Genomic DNA, 13625 nt, shown 5'->3' with positions numbered 1-13625 from the left:
GCTGTACACCGTACAGTGGACTCGCTATACGGTGTACAGCATGTCCGCTCCCGACATCTCGGCACCACCGCTTCCGAAGGCCCCCCAGGGCCACCCGCGCCGCTGGCTGATCCTCGGCGTCATCTGCCTCGCCCAGCTCACCGTGCTGCTCGACAACACCGTGCTGAACGTGGCGATCCCCTCGCTCACCCAGCGGCTGCACGCGGCCACCTCCGACATCCAGTGGATGATCAACGCGTACTCCCTGGTCCAGTCCGGCCTGCTGCTCAGCGCGGGCAGCGCCGCCGACCGGTACGGCCGCAAGAAGATGCTGATCGCGGGCCTCGCCGTGTTCGGACTCGGCTCGCTGGCGGCCGGACTCTCCACCACCACAGGCCAGTTGATCGCCGCCCGCGCGGGCATGGGCATCGGCGGCGCCCTGCTGCTGACCACGACCCTCGCGGTCGCCATGCAGATCTTCGCGCCCGAGGAGCAGCCGAAGGCGATCGGCATCTGGGCCGCGGTCAACTCGCTCGGCTTCGCGGCCGGCCCGCTGATCGGCGGTTTCGTGCTCGACCACTTCTGGTGGGGCGCGATCTTCCTGATCAACCTGCCCGTGGCGGCCCTCGGACTGGTCGCCGTGGTGGCCCTCGTCCCCGAGTCCAAGGCCACGCGCGCCGTCGGCGCCTCGGGCCTCCCCGCCCGTCCCGACCTGCTGGGCGCGCTGCTCTCCACGATCGGCATGACGGCCCTGGTGTTCGCGGTCATCTCCGGCCCGCACCACGGCTGGACCTCGGCCCGGGTGCTCGGCCCGGCGGCCGTCGCGGTGGCTGTGCTGGCGGTGTTCGCGTACTGGGAGAGCCGGGTCGAGGAGCCGATGCTCGACCTCGCGTTCTTCCGGGACCGCAGGTTCACCGGCGCGGTCGCGGGCGCGGTGCTCATCACCTTCGGCATGGGCGGCGCGCTGTTCCTGCTCACCCAGCACCTCCAACTGGTCCTCGGCTACGGCCCGCTGGAGGCGGGTGCGCGCACCGCACCGCTGGCGCTCACCGTGGTCCTGCTCAACTTCAGCGGGCTCTCCGCGAAGTGGGCGGCCAGGCTGGGCACCCCGGTGGCCATCGCGCTGGGCATGGCGCTGATGGCGGGCGGCCTGGTCTCCATCGCCGAGCTGGCCTCCTCCGGGTACACCGGGACGCTGCTCGGTCTGGTGCTGATCGGCGCCGGGTGCGCGCTGGCCAACCCGGCGATGGCGCACGCCATCATGAGCGCGATCCCGCCGGAGAAGGCCGGGGTGGGCGCCGGCGTCAACGGCACGCTGGCCGAGTTCGGCAACGGGCTCGGGGTGGCCGTGCTCGGCGCGGTGCTCAGCTCCTTCCTCGCCTCCGGGCGCACCCTGTCGGCCGGGCTCAGCGCCGGGCAGCTGGTCGGTGCCGTCTCCGTGCTGGCCGGTGGCCTGGTCGCGGCGGGGCTGCTCAGGCGGGCCCAGCGCGTTGCCGCCTGAGCCGGGGGTGGTCGAGCGGTCCGGACCTGGCAAGGTGTGCGATGAGTGACGGCTCGCGGAGGGAGGCCCGGTGGTGAAGGAAGACGGCCCGAAGGAAGACCGCCCGGCCCGGGGCAGCGTCTGGCTGACCGGCAAGGAACGTCGCGGCCGGGGCGGCCAGCCCTCGGGCCTGGACCGGGCCCGGATCACCGCCGCCTCCGTCGCCCTGCTGGACGCCGGGGGCCTGGACCGCTTCTCCATGCGCCGCCTGGCAGGCGAGCTGAACGTGACCGCGATGTCCCTGTACTGGTACGTCGACACCAAGGACGGCCTGCTCGAACTGGCCCTGGACGCGGCCTTCGGCGAGCTTTCGCTGCCCGACCAGGAGGCCCCGGAGGCCGACTGGCGCGGGCAACTGCGCACCCTGGCGACCGAGTACCGGGCGATGATGGTCCGCCACCCCTGGCTGTCCCCGATCGCGGGCCGCTTCCTCAACATCGGCCCCCATTCCCTGGCCTTCTCCCGGGTGGTGCAGCAGGTGGTGGGCCGGGCCGGGCTGCCCGCGCACGGCGTGTCCGGCGCGATCTCGGCCGTCTTCCAGTTCGTGTACGGCTACGGCACCATCGAGGGCCACTTCCACGCCCGGATCGCGGACACCGGGCTGAGCGCAGACGAGTACTTCCAGCAGTCCCTGACGCTCGCCTCCGGGGTGGCCGGCACCTCCGAGGCGCTGAAGGAGTCGTACGCGCTGATGGCCGCGCGTGGCGGGGACACGGTCGAGGAGATGCTGGACCGGGACTTCGTCTTCGCCCTGGACCTGCTCATCGCGGGCATCGAAGCGATGGTGGCCCGTGGCTGACCCGTCACGGGGTCGGCCACGGGCCACCGGGGTCCTGCCCCACGAGCCGGACGCGAGCCGCGCCGGGAACCCGCCCGTCGCCACCGGGTCACTTCGGTGTTCGTAGCGATACGGGGTGCCGTGCGCCGAGCCTGGGCCGTACCCGTGTCAGAGGGCGGGCAGCGCGTCGCCCTGGACCGCCTGGATGTCCAGCTCGATCCGCAGGGTGGTGCCGATGGCGGCGATGCCGGCCTGGAGGACCTGGTTGTAGTTCATGGCGAAGTCGTCCCGGTGCAGCTCGGCCGTCGCGCGGAACGCGGCCCGGGTGCCGCCCCACGGGTCGGCGCCGGTGCCGAGGTAGGCGAGTTCCAGGTCGACGGCGCGCACGATCCCGCGCATCGACAGCTCGCCGTGCACGGTCCAGCGGTCCGGGCCGGCCTGGGTCAGCCCGGCCGAGCGGTAGGTCAGCTCGGGGTACCTCTCCACGTCGAGGAAGTCGGCCGAGCGCAGGTGGGTGTCCCGCATCCCGTTGCCCGTGTCGATGGAGGCGGCCCGGATGACCGCCTCCACGCGGGACCTCGTGATGTCGGCGGGCGCGATCTCGATGCGCCCGCCGAACTCGGTGAACCGGCCCCGCACGCTGGAGATGCCCAGGTGCTGCGCGACCGCGCCGACCGAGGAGTGCACGGGGTCGATGGCCCACGGGCCGGGCGGCGGCAGCTCGCTGCCGCCCTGGCGGGCCAGGGTGACCGAACCGACCTCGGCCCGGCCGCTCATGGTGACCAGCGCGCTGGACGCGACCGGCGCGTACCCGACGGCGGTCACGATCACCGTGTACGCCCCCGGAGCCAGCACGGTGTCGTCGCGCACCACGCCCTCGGCGTCGGCCCCGGCGCGCAGCACCTGCGTACCGGTCATGTCGGCCACCGTGACCACCGCGTGCGAGACGGCCCAGCCGTCACGGGTGCGGATTCTCGCGGTCAGTGCCATGGCGTTCTTCTCCCTGCGCGGCTGAGCGCGCGTAGCTCAGGGGACCGGCCCGCGGCCCGCTGGTGGGGGCGGGCCACGGGCCGGTCGGGGGTACTACTCGCCGGGGTGGGCGAGTTCGATGTCGTGGCCGTCCGTGCCGGTACCGGCGACGGTCAGCGCGGTGGCCACCGGCGGGTAACCCGTGGCTATCACGGTGTACTCGCCGCCGTTCAGGTCGGTGAAGGCGTACGCGCCGTCCGCACCGGTGGTGGCGGTGCCGACCACGTTGCCCGCCTGGTCGACCAGGGTGACGCGGGCGTCGGCCAGCGGACCGTGCGGGGCCCGGACGACACCGCCGAGCAGCGCGCCGGTGTCCAGGTCGACCTCCACGCGGGTGACCCCGGTGGTGGCGACCTCCACGAGCAGCGCGCGCGGCCGGTAGCCGGCGGCGTTGACCGCGATCGTCACGGTGCCGGGCACCAGCTCGGTGAACCCGAACTCGCCCTGCTCGCCGGTCTGCGCGGCGGCCAGCAGATCACCGCGCACATCGGTGACGACGACCATCGCGTCCTTCACCGGCAGCGCGTTCCCGGCCGCCCGGACCACACCGGTCAGCCCGCTGGTGCCGCTGAGCAGGATGTCGTACGACAGCGGCTCCTCGCTCACCACGACGGTGGACGCCTGCGGCTGGAAGCCGTCGGCGGAGGCGATCAGCACGTACGAGCCGGTGCCGGGGGCGCCCAGCGTGTAGGAGCCGTCGGCCCGCGCGACCGCACGGCCCAGCTGGCGGCCGGCCAGCGAGATCAGCGTGACCGCCGCGCCCGCGACCGGGGCGCTCTCGGCGCCGCGCACGAAGCCGTACACCGGGGTGCCGCCGGGCGGACCGCTCTCGCCGGCCATGGCGACCGCCGTGACCTGCGGGACGGTGGCCGTCGCGGTGGCCGTGCCGTCGGCCGGGGCGGCGCCCTCGGTGGTGGCGAAGGCCATGGCCGGGACCTGCTGGGCCGCGGCGACCGCGGGGGCGGCGGCCGGGCCGGTGACGGGTGCCTCGGCCTCGGCGGACTGCGCGAGCGCGCCCTTCGTCCGCAGCGGGACCTCCTTGATGAACAGCGTGATCAGGAAGGCGAGGGCGGCGAGGCAGCCCGCGATCATGAAGACGTCGGCGATCCCGTGGCCGTAGGCGCTCTCCAGCAGGTTCCGGATGGGACCCGGGAGGCTGTTCATGTCCGGGATGGTGTCGGTCGAGCCGGACTTGGCTATCGCGGCCTGGTACTTCGGGCTCAGCGAGCCGATGCCGTCCGTGACGTAGTGCGTGATCCGGTGGGCCATCACCGCGCCGAGCGCCGAGACGCCCACCGCGCCGCCGAGGGAGCGGAAGAAGGTGACCGTGGAGCTGGCCGAGCCGAGATCGGAGGGCGCCACCTGGTTCTGCGTGGCGAGCACCAGGTTCTGCATCATCATGCCGATGCCGAGACCCAGCAGGGCCATGAAGATGGCCATCTTCCAGTAGTCCGTGTCGTACCGGATGCCGCCCAGCAGCAGCAGTCCGGCGGTGACCAGGACGCCACCGCTGACCAGCCACGCCTTCCAGCGGCCGGTCCGGGTGATGAACTGGCCCGAGACGGTCGAGGAGATGAACAGACCACCGATCATCGGGATGGTCAGGAGGCCGGACATCGTCGGCGACTTGTCGCGGGCGAGCTGGAAGTACTGGCTGAAGAACACGGTGCCGCTGAACATGGCCACGCCGACGAACAGCGAGGCGAGCGACGCCAGGGTGATCGTGCGGTTCCTGAACAGGCGCAGCGGGATGATCGGCTCGCTCGCCTTGGCCTCGACGAGCACGAACAGGGCGCCGAGCACGATCGAGCCACCGACCATCGCGTAGGTCTGCCAGGAGACCCAGTCGTACTTGTCACCGGCGAAGGTGACCCAGACGAGCAGCAGGGAAACGGCGGCGGCGATGAGGGTCGCGCCGCCCCAGTCGACCTTGACATCACGCTTGACCACGGGCAGGTGCAGCGTCTTCTGGAGGACGATCAGCGCGATGACCGCGAAGGGGACACCGACGTAGAAGCACCAGCGCCAGCCCAGCCACGAGGTGTCGGTGATGACACCGCCGAGCAGCGGGCCGCCGACGGTGGCGACGGCGAAGGTCGCGCCGAGATAGCCGGAGTAACGGCCGCGCTCACGCGGGGAGATCATCGCCGCCATGACGATCTGCGCCAGGGCGGACAGACCGCCGACGCCGATGCCCTGCACGACACGGCAGGCGATCAGCATGCCGGGGTTCTGCGACAGCCCGGCCGCCATCGAGCCGACGACGTAGATGACCAGGGCTATCTGGACGAGCGCCTTCTTGCTGTACAGGTCGGCGAGCTTGCCCCACAGCGGGGTGGCCGCCGTCATCGACAGCAGGGCGGCGGTGACGACCCAGGTGTAGGCGGACTGCCCGCCGCCGAGGTCGCCGATGATGTGCGGGAGGGCGTTGGAGACGATCGTGGACGACAGGATCGCCACGAACATGCCGAGCAGCAGCCCGGACAGGGCCTCCATGATCTGGCGGTGGGTCATCGGGGCCTCGTCGGTCCCACCCCCGTGTCCGTGCCTGGCGTGAGCCCGCACACCGGATGGTGTGGTCGTTGCCATGAGCTTCCTTTACTTACGTGATCGCGGGTGTACGGGTTTCTGCGGATACGGGGGCGGCCGGTCTCGGCACACCGGAGCGGCAGTCGCCGAACGACGCGCGCAGCCGGGTCATCAGCCCGATGAGCTGTCCGACCTCGTCGTCGGTCCAGTCGCTCAGCCGCTCGGCCAGCAGCCGGCTGGTGCGCAGCGACAGCTCCATGAGCTGGTCGTGGCCCACCGGCGTCAGGCGCAGGATGCGTGAGCGCTTGTCCGCCGGGTCCGGCGACCGCTCGATCCAGCCGCGCGCGGCCGCGTGGGCGACATGCCTGCTGGTGACCGACATGTCGACGGCGAGCAGCTCGGCGAGCTTGCTCATGCGCATCTCCTCGTCGCGGCCGAGCAGGGTCAGCACGGCGGCCGTACCGGCCGGGCAGTCGGGCGGGAGGATCCGCCCGATGTCACGCTTCACGGCGCCGACGGCACTGAGCTGACGTGCCAGCTCCTCGAACTGCGCCTGCTCGGCCATCACACCTCCCGTATTCGTTGCTTTGGGCAACCGTAAGATTGCTTGGTTGCTGTAGGCAAATAAATCAGGGTCCGGTGGCGCAAAAACTTGGCAAAGGCAAGTATTGCGATCGTAAATGTGCAGGTGAAGGTGGGTGGTCTGCCCGTAGCCGTCCCCATGGCCCCGCACTTGGGGTGGGCACCCGGATTCGCTAGTGTCTCGGCCCATGGCTAACACCCAGGGCCCCCAGGGCAATTACGACCCCGCAGGCAGCACCCAGATGTTCCGCGCGTTCGTCGACGAGACTCCCCCGGCTCGCCAGCAGGAGGCCCCTTCCCGGGGTCCCCGCGTCGGCCTGATCATCGGCGTCATCGTGGCCGTGGCCGTCGTCGCCGCTGTCGCCTGGCTCGCGCTGAAGTGACCCCCGGCTCCCTCGCGGAGCCCCCTCGAACGGCCGCGGCCCGCGTCCGCGCCGAAGCGCGTGACACGGGCCGGGCAGGGCTGCCGCTCGTCAGTCCTCGTCAGTCCCCCGTCAGTCCTCGTCCTCGTCAGTCCGAGACGAGACCCTCCCGCAGCTGGGACAGCGTGCGGGTCAGCAGTCGCGAGACGTGCATCTGCGAGATGCCGACCTCCTCGCCGATCTGCGACTGGGTCATGTTGGCGAAGAAGCGCAGCATGATGATCCGGCGCTCGCGCGGCGGCAGCTTGGCCAGCAGCGGCTTCAGGGACTCCCGGTACTCCACGCCCTCAAGCGCCGTGTCCTCGTAGCCGAGGCGGTCGGCCAGCGAGCCCTCGCCGCCGTCGTCCTCGGGGGCCGGGGAGTCCAGCGAGGAGGCGGTGTAGGCGTTGCCCACCGCCAGACCGTCGACCACGTCCTCCTCGGAGACCCCGAGCGCTGCCGCCAGCTCCGGCACGGTCGGGGAGCGGTCCAGCCGCTGGGACAGCTCGTCGCTCGCCTTGGTCAGGGCCAGGCGCAGCTCCTGGAGCCGGCGCGGCACGCGCACCGACCACGAGGTGTCGCGGAAGAAGCGCTTGATCTCGCCCACGACCGTCGGCATGGCGAACGTCGGGAACTCCACGCCCCGCTCGCAGTCGAAGCGGTCGATCGCCTTGATCAGCCCGATGGTGCCGACCTGGACGATGTCCTCCATCGGCTCGTTGCGCGAGCGGAACCGAGCCGCCGCGTACCGCACCAGCGGGAGGTTCAGCTCGATCAGGGTGTCCCGGACGTAGCCCCGCTCGGGACTGTCCTCGCTGAGCGCGGCGAGCCGCAGGAACAGGGAACGGGACAGTGTGCGGGTGTCGATGTCCCCCGAGCGCACCGGCACTTGCGCGGCCTCCGCCACGGGCGGTGCCGCGTCGGGCACCGGCGCCGGGGCGGCGGGGGCGGGCGTGGCGTCGAGGGCGGGAGCGCCCTCGAAGCCGTCGAGGACATCGAGAGCGTCGAGAGCGTCGAGCTTCTGCGGCGCTGCCACGGTCTTCGTGAGCACCTTCGAGCTGCCCTGTTCTGCGGACATGCCACCCCCTTTGGGTCGCGGGACGGTCGCGGCACGCCGCCCTGATCGGACAGCGCGGCCTTCACCTGAATACCGGAGCCGAAGCTTCGGCAAACGCGCTTCCCGCAGAATGTCACATGTCGGCAACGCGCTGTAGAGACATGTCGACACGTGAGATGCCAAGAACCCCTGGCAGAACGGGGTCTGACGGTGTTTCGACGCACAATTGCCGACACTGGCGACGTGCCGTGATTCGCTCCTGGCGGTGATCACTCGATCCCGCATGCGAACGGCGTCTACCTGCTCTTTTCCGTTCCGTGCTCCCGTGCGCCGGTCATGCCTCGATCCGGTTGGCCGATCTGAGCCGTTGGAAGCTCCGGGCGAGCAGCCGGGACACGTGCATCTGGGAGACACCGAGTTCGGCGCTGATCTGCGACTGGGTCAGGTTGCTGTAGTAGCGGAGCAGCAGGATGCGCTGCTCGCGCTCGGGGAGCTGGACCAGCAGGTGCCGGACCAGGTCGCGGTGTTCCACGCCGTCCAGCGCCGGGTCCTCGTACCCGATCCGGTCCAGCAGTCCGGGCAGCCCGTCGCCCTCCTGCGCGGCCTCCAGGGAGGTGGCGTGGTACGAGCGTCCGGCCTCGATGCAGGACAGCACCTCCTCCTCGCTGATCCGGAGCCGCTCGGCGATCTCGGCGGTGGAGGGGGAGCGCCCGAGCGCGGTGGTGAGGTCCTCGGTGGCCCCGTTCACCTGCACCCACAGCTCGTGCAGCCGGCGCGGTACGTGCACGGTGCGGACGTTGTCCCGGAAGTACCGCTTGATCTCGCCGACCACGGTCGGCATGGCGAAGGTCGGGAACTGCACGCCCCGGTCGGGGTCGAAGCGGTCGATGGCGTTGATCAGCCCGATGGTGCCGACCTGGACCACGTCCTCCATCGGCTCGTTGCGGGAGCGGAAGCGGGCCGCGGCGTAGCGCACCAGCGGGAGGTTGGCCTCGATGAGCGCCCCGCGGACCCGGTTGTGCTCCGGGGTGCCCGGCGTCAGGTTCTTCAGCTCGCCGAAGAGCACCTGGGTCAGGGCCCGGGTGTCGGCGCCCCGGCGCTTCTCGGGAGGGGGTGCGGCGGAGGGCTCGGGGAGGGTCGCGGGCACCTCCGCCTGGGGCGGCGCAGTACTGGCCGACACGGTCAACGCCACCTCTTCATCGGTCAATCATCCGTCAAAAGCGGTCATAGCATCACAAGACATGTGCACTGTGTGCAAGCACCGCATCACGCCGTGTTGGACCTCAAACGACGCCAATGGATGGATCGGTACACGCGGAAAAGCCCCCCGCCGTGGTGGCGGAGGGCTCGCTGTCCCGGGTGCGGTCCGGCTCAGAACTCGTAGTCGGCGATCACCCACGTGGCGAACTCCCGCCACAAGGCGACGCCCGCCTGATGGGCGGGGTGGTCCAGATAGCGCTGGAGGGCGCCGGCGTCCTCGACGGAGGAGTTGATGGCGAAGTCGTAGGCGACGGGGCGGTCGGTGACGTTCCAGCCGCACTCCCAGGAGCGCAGCTCGTCGACCTGCCCGCCGAGGGCGCGGAAGGCGGCCACGCCCTGCCGGACGCGCGGGTCGTCGCGCCCGACACCCTCATTCAGCCTGAACAGGACCAGATGCCGGATCATGCGGTGTACCTCGCGCTCTTCGGGCTCGCTCCGCGGGCCGGGTCAGCTCTTCCCGCCGTCCACGGCCCAGGTCATGAAGTCCCCGATGGCCCCGGCGGCGTCCGATATGCCCTCGAAGGCTATCTGGACGTAGTCGGCCGCCCTGGCCGGGTCGGTGATGATCACGTACATGGCGAAGACCACGAGCGCGAACACGACGATCTTCTTGGCGTTCACCGCCACCGCGGCCTCCCCTGCGACTCTGTCCCCACGGGCCTGCTGACGGCGGTGAGTGTAGCCGTCACGGGCCGGAGCGCACCCAACGGGACGCGCACGATCGCCAATTGGGCCGGCCCGGGGACGCACGAAGGGCCCCGTCCTCGGACGGGGCCCTTCTCAAGCGGTAGCGGAGGGATTTGAACCCTCGGTGACTTGCGCCACACTCGCTTTCGAGGCGAGCTCCTTCGGCCGCTCGGACACGCTACCGAGGGAGACCCTACAGCAAGGTGCCCCATCGGTAGAAATCGCTGTCCGAAACCCCTCTCAGCAGGGCGTTCAGCGCCCTCTGAAGAACTCCGTCAGCGGCCGGGCGCACTCCTCGGCGAGCACGCCCTCCACCACCTCGGGCCGGTGGTTCAGCCGCCGGTCGCGCACGACGTCCCAGAGCGAGCCGGCCGCGCCCGCCTTGTCGTCACGGGCGCCGTAGACGACCCGCTCGACGCGGGACTGCACCAGGGCGCCCGCGCACATCGTGCACGGTTCCAGCGTCACCACGAGCGTGCAGCCGGTCAGCCGCCACTCGCCGAGCCGTGCTGCGGCCCGGCGCAGCGCCAGCACCTCGGCGTGGGCGGTCGGATCGCCGGTGGCCTCGCGTTCGTTGTGCCCGGTGCCCAGCACGGCGGTGCCGTCCGGGCCGAGCACGACGGCGCCCACCGGGACGTCACCGCCGAGCGCGGCCCGCCCGGCCTCGGCCAGGGCGAGCCGCATGGCGGGACGCCAGGGGTCGCGTACCGGGTCCACGGTCCCTCGGGTCTCGTGCGGGGCGGTCAGCGGACGGTCTCCAGTACCTCCGAGGCGCCCAGCACCTCGGCGATCGTGCCTAGGGCGTCGTCGGCGTCCAGGGCGCGCAGCTCCTTCTCGCCGATCCCGAGATCGCCGAGGATCTCGCGGTCGCCGACCGGGCTGTGCGGCACGGCGTCGGCGTCCGGGGACTCCTCGCCGTCGTCCTCGTCGGACTCGCCGTCCTCGGTGCCGTCGAGGTCCAGGGAGTCCAGGTCGGGCCCGTCGCCGCCGGGCTCGCGGCCCAGCAGCTCATCGGTGAGGAGCAGCTCCCCGTAGGCGCTGCGGGCGGCGGCGGCCGCGTCGGAGACATAGATACGGGGGTCCTCCTCCCCGTCCACCCGGACGACCCCGAACCAGGAGTCCTCCTGCTCGATCAGGACGAGCACCGTGTCCTCCTCCGGCGACGCCTCGCGGGCGAGGTCGGCAAGATCGGACAGGGTCTCCACATCGTCGAGTTCCGTGTCGCTCGCTTTCCACCCGTCTTCGGTGCGCGCGAGCAGTGCGGCGAAGTACACCGTGACTCTCCCACTGGTCATAGGTGTGCCGGTCGGGGGGTCCCCCCGGCGGAGGTCCGGGCGGGGAGCAGATGCGCTCCGGGGTCCGCCCACTGGGAATCGTGGCAGAAACAAGTCGCTCAAGGGGCGTCTTCCGCTCCCTGTGTCCGGCTGTTTCGACCGTCCGTCACCAGACGGCCGACCGCGGGTCCGTACAGGGCTCACCAGCACACCCGTTGCCGCCACCTGCGGATCGTACGCGGCTTCGCGGGCGCCCGCGCACGCCCGTCACCGCGGCCGCGGAACGGGCGCCGGTCAGTCCCGATCATCCTCGCCGGGAGAATTCCCCGGCGCCTGCTGACAGGACCGTACGACGGCGGGGGCTACCAGCGGAACGTTCGCATGCGCATGGCGTGGCGCAGCCGGGCCGCCTTGGCGCGGCGCGGCTGGACCCGGTCGCGCAGTTGCCGGGCCTCGGCCAGGTCGCGCAGGAACTGGGCCCGCCTGCGCCTGCGTTCGGCGTCCGTCTCGGGTCCCGGGGGCCGGAAGGGCCCGAGCGGTCCGGTCGTCGCCGGGCCGTTGTTCGGCAGGTCTGACTGGTCAGGCACGGTTTCACCACCCCGGTCGGTCCCTTTCGCATTCCCCCGGACGGGCGGTTTGATGCCGATACGAGGCGCGAGACGGGCACGGTTACTGTTGAGGACATGCGTCTCCACGTCGTCGACCACCCCCTGGTCGCTCACAAGCTCACCACGCTGCGCGACCAGCGCACCGACTCCGCGACCTTCCGCCGTCTCGCCGACGAGCTGGTCACCCTGCTCGCCTACGAGGCCACGCGGGACGTGCGCACCGAGGCCGTCGACATCCAGACACCGGTCGCCCGGACCACCGGCGTCAAGCTCGCCCGCCCGCGCCCGCTGGTGGTGCCGATCCTGCGCGCCGGCCTCGGCATGCTGGACGGCATGGTCCGGCTGCTGCCGACCGCCGAGGTGGGCTTCCTGGGCATGGTCCGCAACGAGGAGACGCTCCAGGCGGAGACCTACGCCTCCCGCATGCCGGACGACCTCTCCGGCCGCCAGGTGTACGTCCTCGACCCGATGCTGGCCACGGGCGGCACGCTGGTCGCGGCCATCCGCGAGCTGATCGCGCGGGGCGCCGACGACGTGACCGCAGTGGTCCTGCTGGCCTCTCCCGAGGGCGTGGAGGTTCTGGAGCGCGAGCTGGCCGGCGCCCCGGTCACCGTGGTCACGGCCGCGGTGGACGAGCGGCTGAACGAGCAGGGCTACATCGTGCCGGGCCTCGGCGACGCGGGCGACCGCCTGTACGGCGCGGCCGAGTAGGCACGGAAGAAAACGGGGGAGAGAGGGGGGCCGCCCGGCTGGGCGGCCCCCCTCCTGCTCCGCTGCCTCAGCAGGTCTTCTTCCTGGTGGTCGTGACCGCGGCCACCTGCTCCGGCGCGGTCAGCCTGGTCACCGCGCTGTCGGCCGCGGGCCGCTGGGTGAGGCTCTTGAACGCGTCCCCGATGACCAGGTCAAGGGCGGCGCCCTTGCGGGCGGCGTCGGTGCGGCGCTCGGCGTCGGTGAGCTGGGTGCTCAGCACCGGCAGCGTGGTGTCGAGGGCGGTGGCGGGACCGACGAGCATCCCGGTCCCCTTGACCTTCTTGTCGAACTGCTTGTCCGCGTTGCCCACGTCACCGATCTTGAAGCCGCGCTTCTTCAGCTCGTCCGCCGTCTGCTTGGCGAGCCCGGAGCGCGTGGTGGCGTTGTAGACGTTCACGGTGATGGTGCCGGGCTTGGGCAGGGCCCTGACCGGTGCCGCCTTGGCGACCTTGGTACGGCAGTCCGCCGCGTGGCCGGACACCGAGCCGTCGCCGCCGGTGAAGACGTCGATGAGCTGCAGCGTGCCCCAGCCGGCGACGCCCAGCGCGGCCACGGAGGCCACGACGGCGGCGGCGAGCCTGCCGCGTCGCCTGGGCGGGCGCATCCGAGGGTGGGTGTCCCCTGTGATCCGGTATTTGCCGCCCATGCCGGGGGGAGTCAGCATGCTCATGAGCGCAGCGTAGTGCGCCGAGGCCGTGATGCCTATCAGATGATCAGTCCATCCGGCGTAGCCGGACCCGAAAGGGGTAACCGGTGGGCCGTACGGGGCAGTCGGGCTTGCCGTGACCGCCGGGAGGGGCCTGTCAGCCCAGTTCCAGGACGCGGGCGTGCAGCACCTGGCGCTGCTGGAGCGCGGCGCGGACCGCGCGGTGCAGCCCGTCCTCCAGATAGAGGTCGCCCTGCCACTTCACGACATGGGCGAAGAGGTCGCCGTAGAACGTGGAGTCCTCCGCGAGCAGCGTCTCCAGGTCGAGCTGCTGCTTGGTGGTCACGAGCTGATCGAGGCGGACCGGGCGCGGCGCGACGTCCGCCCACTGCCGGGTGCTCTCCCGGCCGTGGTCGGGGTACGGCCGGCCGTTTCCGATGCGCTTGAAGATCACACGGAAAGCCTACCGGCCCAGACGTTCCGGGCGCAGCCATGGCGGCGGAGT

16 protein-coding genes and 1 tRNA gene are annotated in these 13625 nt (G+C 71.5%); 4 read left to right on the top strand and 13 right to left on the bottom strand.

Going from position 1 to position 13625, the window contains the following annotated elements; genetic code table 11:
• Window positions 1-31: 31 nt before the first annotated feature.
• The gene (locus ACFWN1_RS09955) at window positions 32-1480 is read left to right on the top strand and encodes an MFS transporter (RefSeq protein ID WP_384359635.1); all 1449 of its coding nucleotides are present in this window, start codon (window positions 32-34) and stop codon (window positions 1478-1480) included.
• 73 nt (window positions 1481-1553) lie between these two features.
• The gene (locus tag ACFWN1_RS09950; protein WP_384359634.1) at window positions 1554-2318 is read left to right on the top strand and encodes a TetR/AcrR family transcriptional regulator; all 765 of its coding nucleotides are present in this window, start codon (window positions 1554-1556) and stop codon (window positions 2316-2318) included.
• A 147-nt stretch (window positions 2319-2465) separates the two neighbouring features.
• On the opposite strand, the gene ACFWN1_RS09945 is transcribed toward ACFWN1_RS09950, so the two are convergent.
• From ACFWN1_RS09945 to ACFWN1_RS09935, 3 genes are all read right to left on the bottom strand, one after another.
• On the bottom strand, window positions 2466-3287 hold the full coding sequence (locus ACFWN1_RS09945; protein ID WP_384359615.1) for a YceI family protein: 822 nt from the start codon (window positions 3285-3287) through the stop codon (window positions 2466-2468).
• Window positions 3288-3380: 93 nt separating this feature from the next.
• Window positions 3381-5915 carry an MFS transporter gene (locus ACFWN1_RS09940; RefSeq protein ID WP_384359614.1) on the bottom strand — a complete coding sequence of 845 codons (2535 nt, stop codon included), beginning with the start codon at window positions 5913-5915 and terminating at the stop codon, window positions 3381-3383.
• A 13-nt stretch (window positions 5916-5928) separates the two neighbouring features.
• Window positions 5929-6420, bottom strand: a complete 492-nt coding sequence (locus ACFWN1_RS09935) for a MarR family winged helix-turn-helix transcriptional regulator (protein ID WP_384359613.1) — start codon at window positions 6418-6420, stop codon at window positions 5929-5931.
• A 205-nt stretch (window positions 6421-6625) separates the two neighbouring features.
• On the opposite strand from ACFWN1_RS09935, the gene ACFWN1_RS09930 reads away from it, so the two are divergent.
• Entirely contained in the window at window positions 6626-6820 is a 195-nt protein-coding gene (locus ACFWN1_RS09930) for a hypothetical protein (RefSeq protein WP_384359612.1), read from the top strand.
• Window positions 6821-6947: 127 nt separating this feature from the next.
• On the opposite strand, the gene ACFWN1_RS09925 is transcribed toward ACFWN1_RS09930, so the two are convergent.
• The 8 genes from ACFWN1_RS09925 to ACFWN1_RS09890 all read right to left on the bottom strand — a co-directional run bounded on the left by ACFWN1_RS09925 (window position 6948) and on the right by ACFWN1_RS09890 (window position 11685).
• Window positions 6948-7916 carry an RNA polymerase sigma factor SigF gene (locus tag ACFWN1_RS09925; protein ID WP_384359611.1) on the bottom strand — a complete coding sequence of 323 codons (969 nt, stop codon included), beginning with the start codon at window positions 7914-7916 and terminating at the stop codon, window positions 6948-6950.
• Window positions 7917-8229: 313 nt separating this feature from the next.
• Window positions 8230-9081, bottom strand: coding sequence for an RNA polymerase sigma factor SigF (locus ACFWN1_RS09920; protein ID WP_359701612.1), 852 nt, complete (start codon window positions 9079-9081; stop codon window positions 8230-8232).
• A gap of 185 nt (window positions 9082-9266) precedes the next feature.
• Window positions 9267-9560: a Dabb family protein gene (locus ACFWN1_RS09915; RefSeq protein WP_384359610.1), complete on the bottom strand. Its 294-nt coding sequence runs from the start codon at window positions 9558-9560 to the stop codon at window positions 9267-9269.
• 42 nt (window positions 9561-9602) lie between these two features.
• The gene (locus ACFWN1_RS09910; RefSeq protein ID WP_384359609.1) at window positions 9603-9782 is read right to left on the bottom strand and encodes a hypothetical protein; all 180 of its coding nucleotides are present in this window, start codon (window positions 9780-9782) and stop codon (window positions 9603-9605) included.
• 158 nt (window positions 9783-9940) lie between these two features.
• A tRNA-Ser gene (locus ACFWN1_RS09905) sits at window positions 9941-10025 on the bottom strand.
• A gap of 69 nt (window positions 10026-10094) precedes the next feature.
• A complete protein-coding gene (gene tadA, locus ACFWN1_RS09900) occupies window positions 10095-10526 on the bottom strand; it encodes a tRNA adenosine(34) deaminase TadA (RefSeq protein ID WP_384359633.1) in 432 nt (143 codons plus the stop codon).
• A 59-nt stretch (window positions 10527-10585) separates the two neighbouring features.
• Entirely contained in the window at window positions 10586-11116 is a 531-nt protein-coding gene (locus ACFWN1_RS09895) for a hypothetical protein (protein WP_384359632.1), read from the bottom strand.
• Window positions 11117-11478: 362 nt separating this feature from the next.
• The gene (locus ACFWN1_RS09890; protein WP_384359631.1) at window positions 11479-11685 is read right to left on the bottom strand and encodes a hypothetical protein; all 207 of its coding nucleotides are present in this window, start codon (window positions 11683-11685) and stop codon (window positions 11479-11481) included.
• A gap of 114 nt (window positions 11686-11799) precedes the next feature.
• Between ACFWN1_RS09890 and upp the strand changes: the two genes are divergently transcribed.
• On the top strand, window positions 11800-12435 hold the full coding sequence (gene upp, locus ACFWN1_RS09885) for a uracil phosphoribosyltransferase (RefSeq protein ID WP_384359608.1): 636 nt from the start codon (window positions 11800-11802) through the stop codon (window positions 12433-12435).
• 67 nt (window positions 12436-12502) lie between these two features.
• Here the strand turns inward: upp and ACFWN1_RS09880 are convergent, their stop codons facing one another.
• A complete protein-coding gene (locus tag ACFWN1_RS09880) occupies window positions 12503-13144 on the bottom strand; it encodes a LytR C-terminal domain-containing protein (RefSeq protein ID WP_384359607.1) in 642 nt (213 codons plus the stop codon).
• 133 nt (window positions 13145-13277) lie between these two features.
• Window positions 13278-13574, bottom strand: a complete 297-nt coding sequence (locus ACFWN1_RS09875) for a type II toxin-antitoxin system VapB family antitoxin (RefSeq protein ID WP_003986294.1) — start codon at window positions 13572-13574, stop codon at window positions 13278-13280.
• Between the last annotated feature and the right edge of the window lie 51 nt (window positions 13575-13625).

It is taken from the genome of Streptomyces sp. NPDC058459 (assembly GCF_042721685.1).
GTDB lineage: Bacteria > Actinomycetota > Actinomycetes > Streptomycetales > Streptomycetaceae > Streptomyces.
This window is presented reverse-complemented; position numbering and strand designations above follow the sequence as displayed.

What these genes read in the sequence shown, in the direction of transcription:
- ACFWN1_RS09925 (WP_384359611.1), bottom strand. Translation starts at nt 7,916, where the DNA reads ATGTCCGCAGAACAGGGCAGCTCGAAGGTGCTCACGAAGACCGTGGCA.
- ACFWN1_RS09935 (WP_384359613.1), bottom strand. Translation starts at nt 6,420, where the DNA reads ATGGCCGAGCAGGCGCAGTTCGAGGAGCTGGCACGTCAGCTCAGTGCC.
- upp (WP_384359608.1), top strand. Translation starts at nt 11,800, where the DNA reads ATGCGTCTCCACGTCGTCGACCACCCCCTGGTCGCTCACAAGCTCACC.
- ACFWN1_RS09930 (WP_384359612.1), top strand. Translation starts at nt 6,626, where the DNA reads ATGGCTAACACCCAGGGCCCCCAGGGCAATTACGACCCCGCAGGCAGC.
- ACFWN1_RS09945 (WP_384359615.1), bottom strand. Translation starts at nt 3,287, where the DNA reads ATGGCACTGACCGCGAGAATCCGCACCCGTGACGGCTGGGCCGTCTCG.
- ACFWN1_RS09880 (WP_384359607.1), bottom strand. Translation starts at nt 13,144, where the DNA reads ATGAGCATGCTGACTCCCCCCGGCATGGGCGGCAAATACCGGATCACA.
- ACFWN1_RS09915 (WP_384359610.1), bottom strand. Translation starts at nt 9,560, where the DNA reads ATGATCCGGCATCTGGTCCTGTTCAGGCTGAATGAGGGTGTCGGGCGC.
- tadA (WP_384359633.1), bottom strand. Translation starts at nt 10,526, where the DNA reads ATGCGGCTCGCCCTGGCCGAGGCCGGGCGGGCCGCGCTCGGCGGTGAC.
- ACFWN1_RS09940 (WP_384359614.1), bottom strand. Translation starts at nt 5,915, where the DNA reads ATGGCAACGACCACACCATCCGGTGTGCGGGCTCACGCCAGGCACGGA.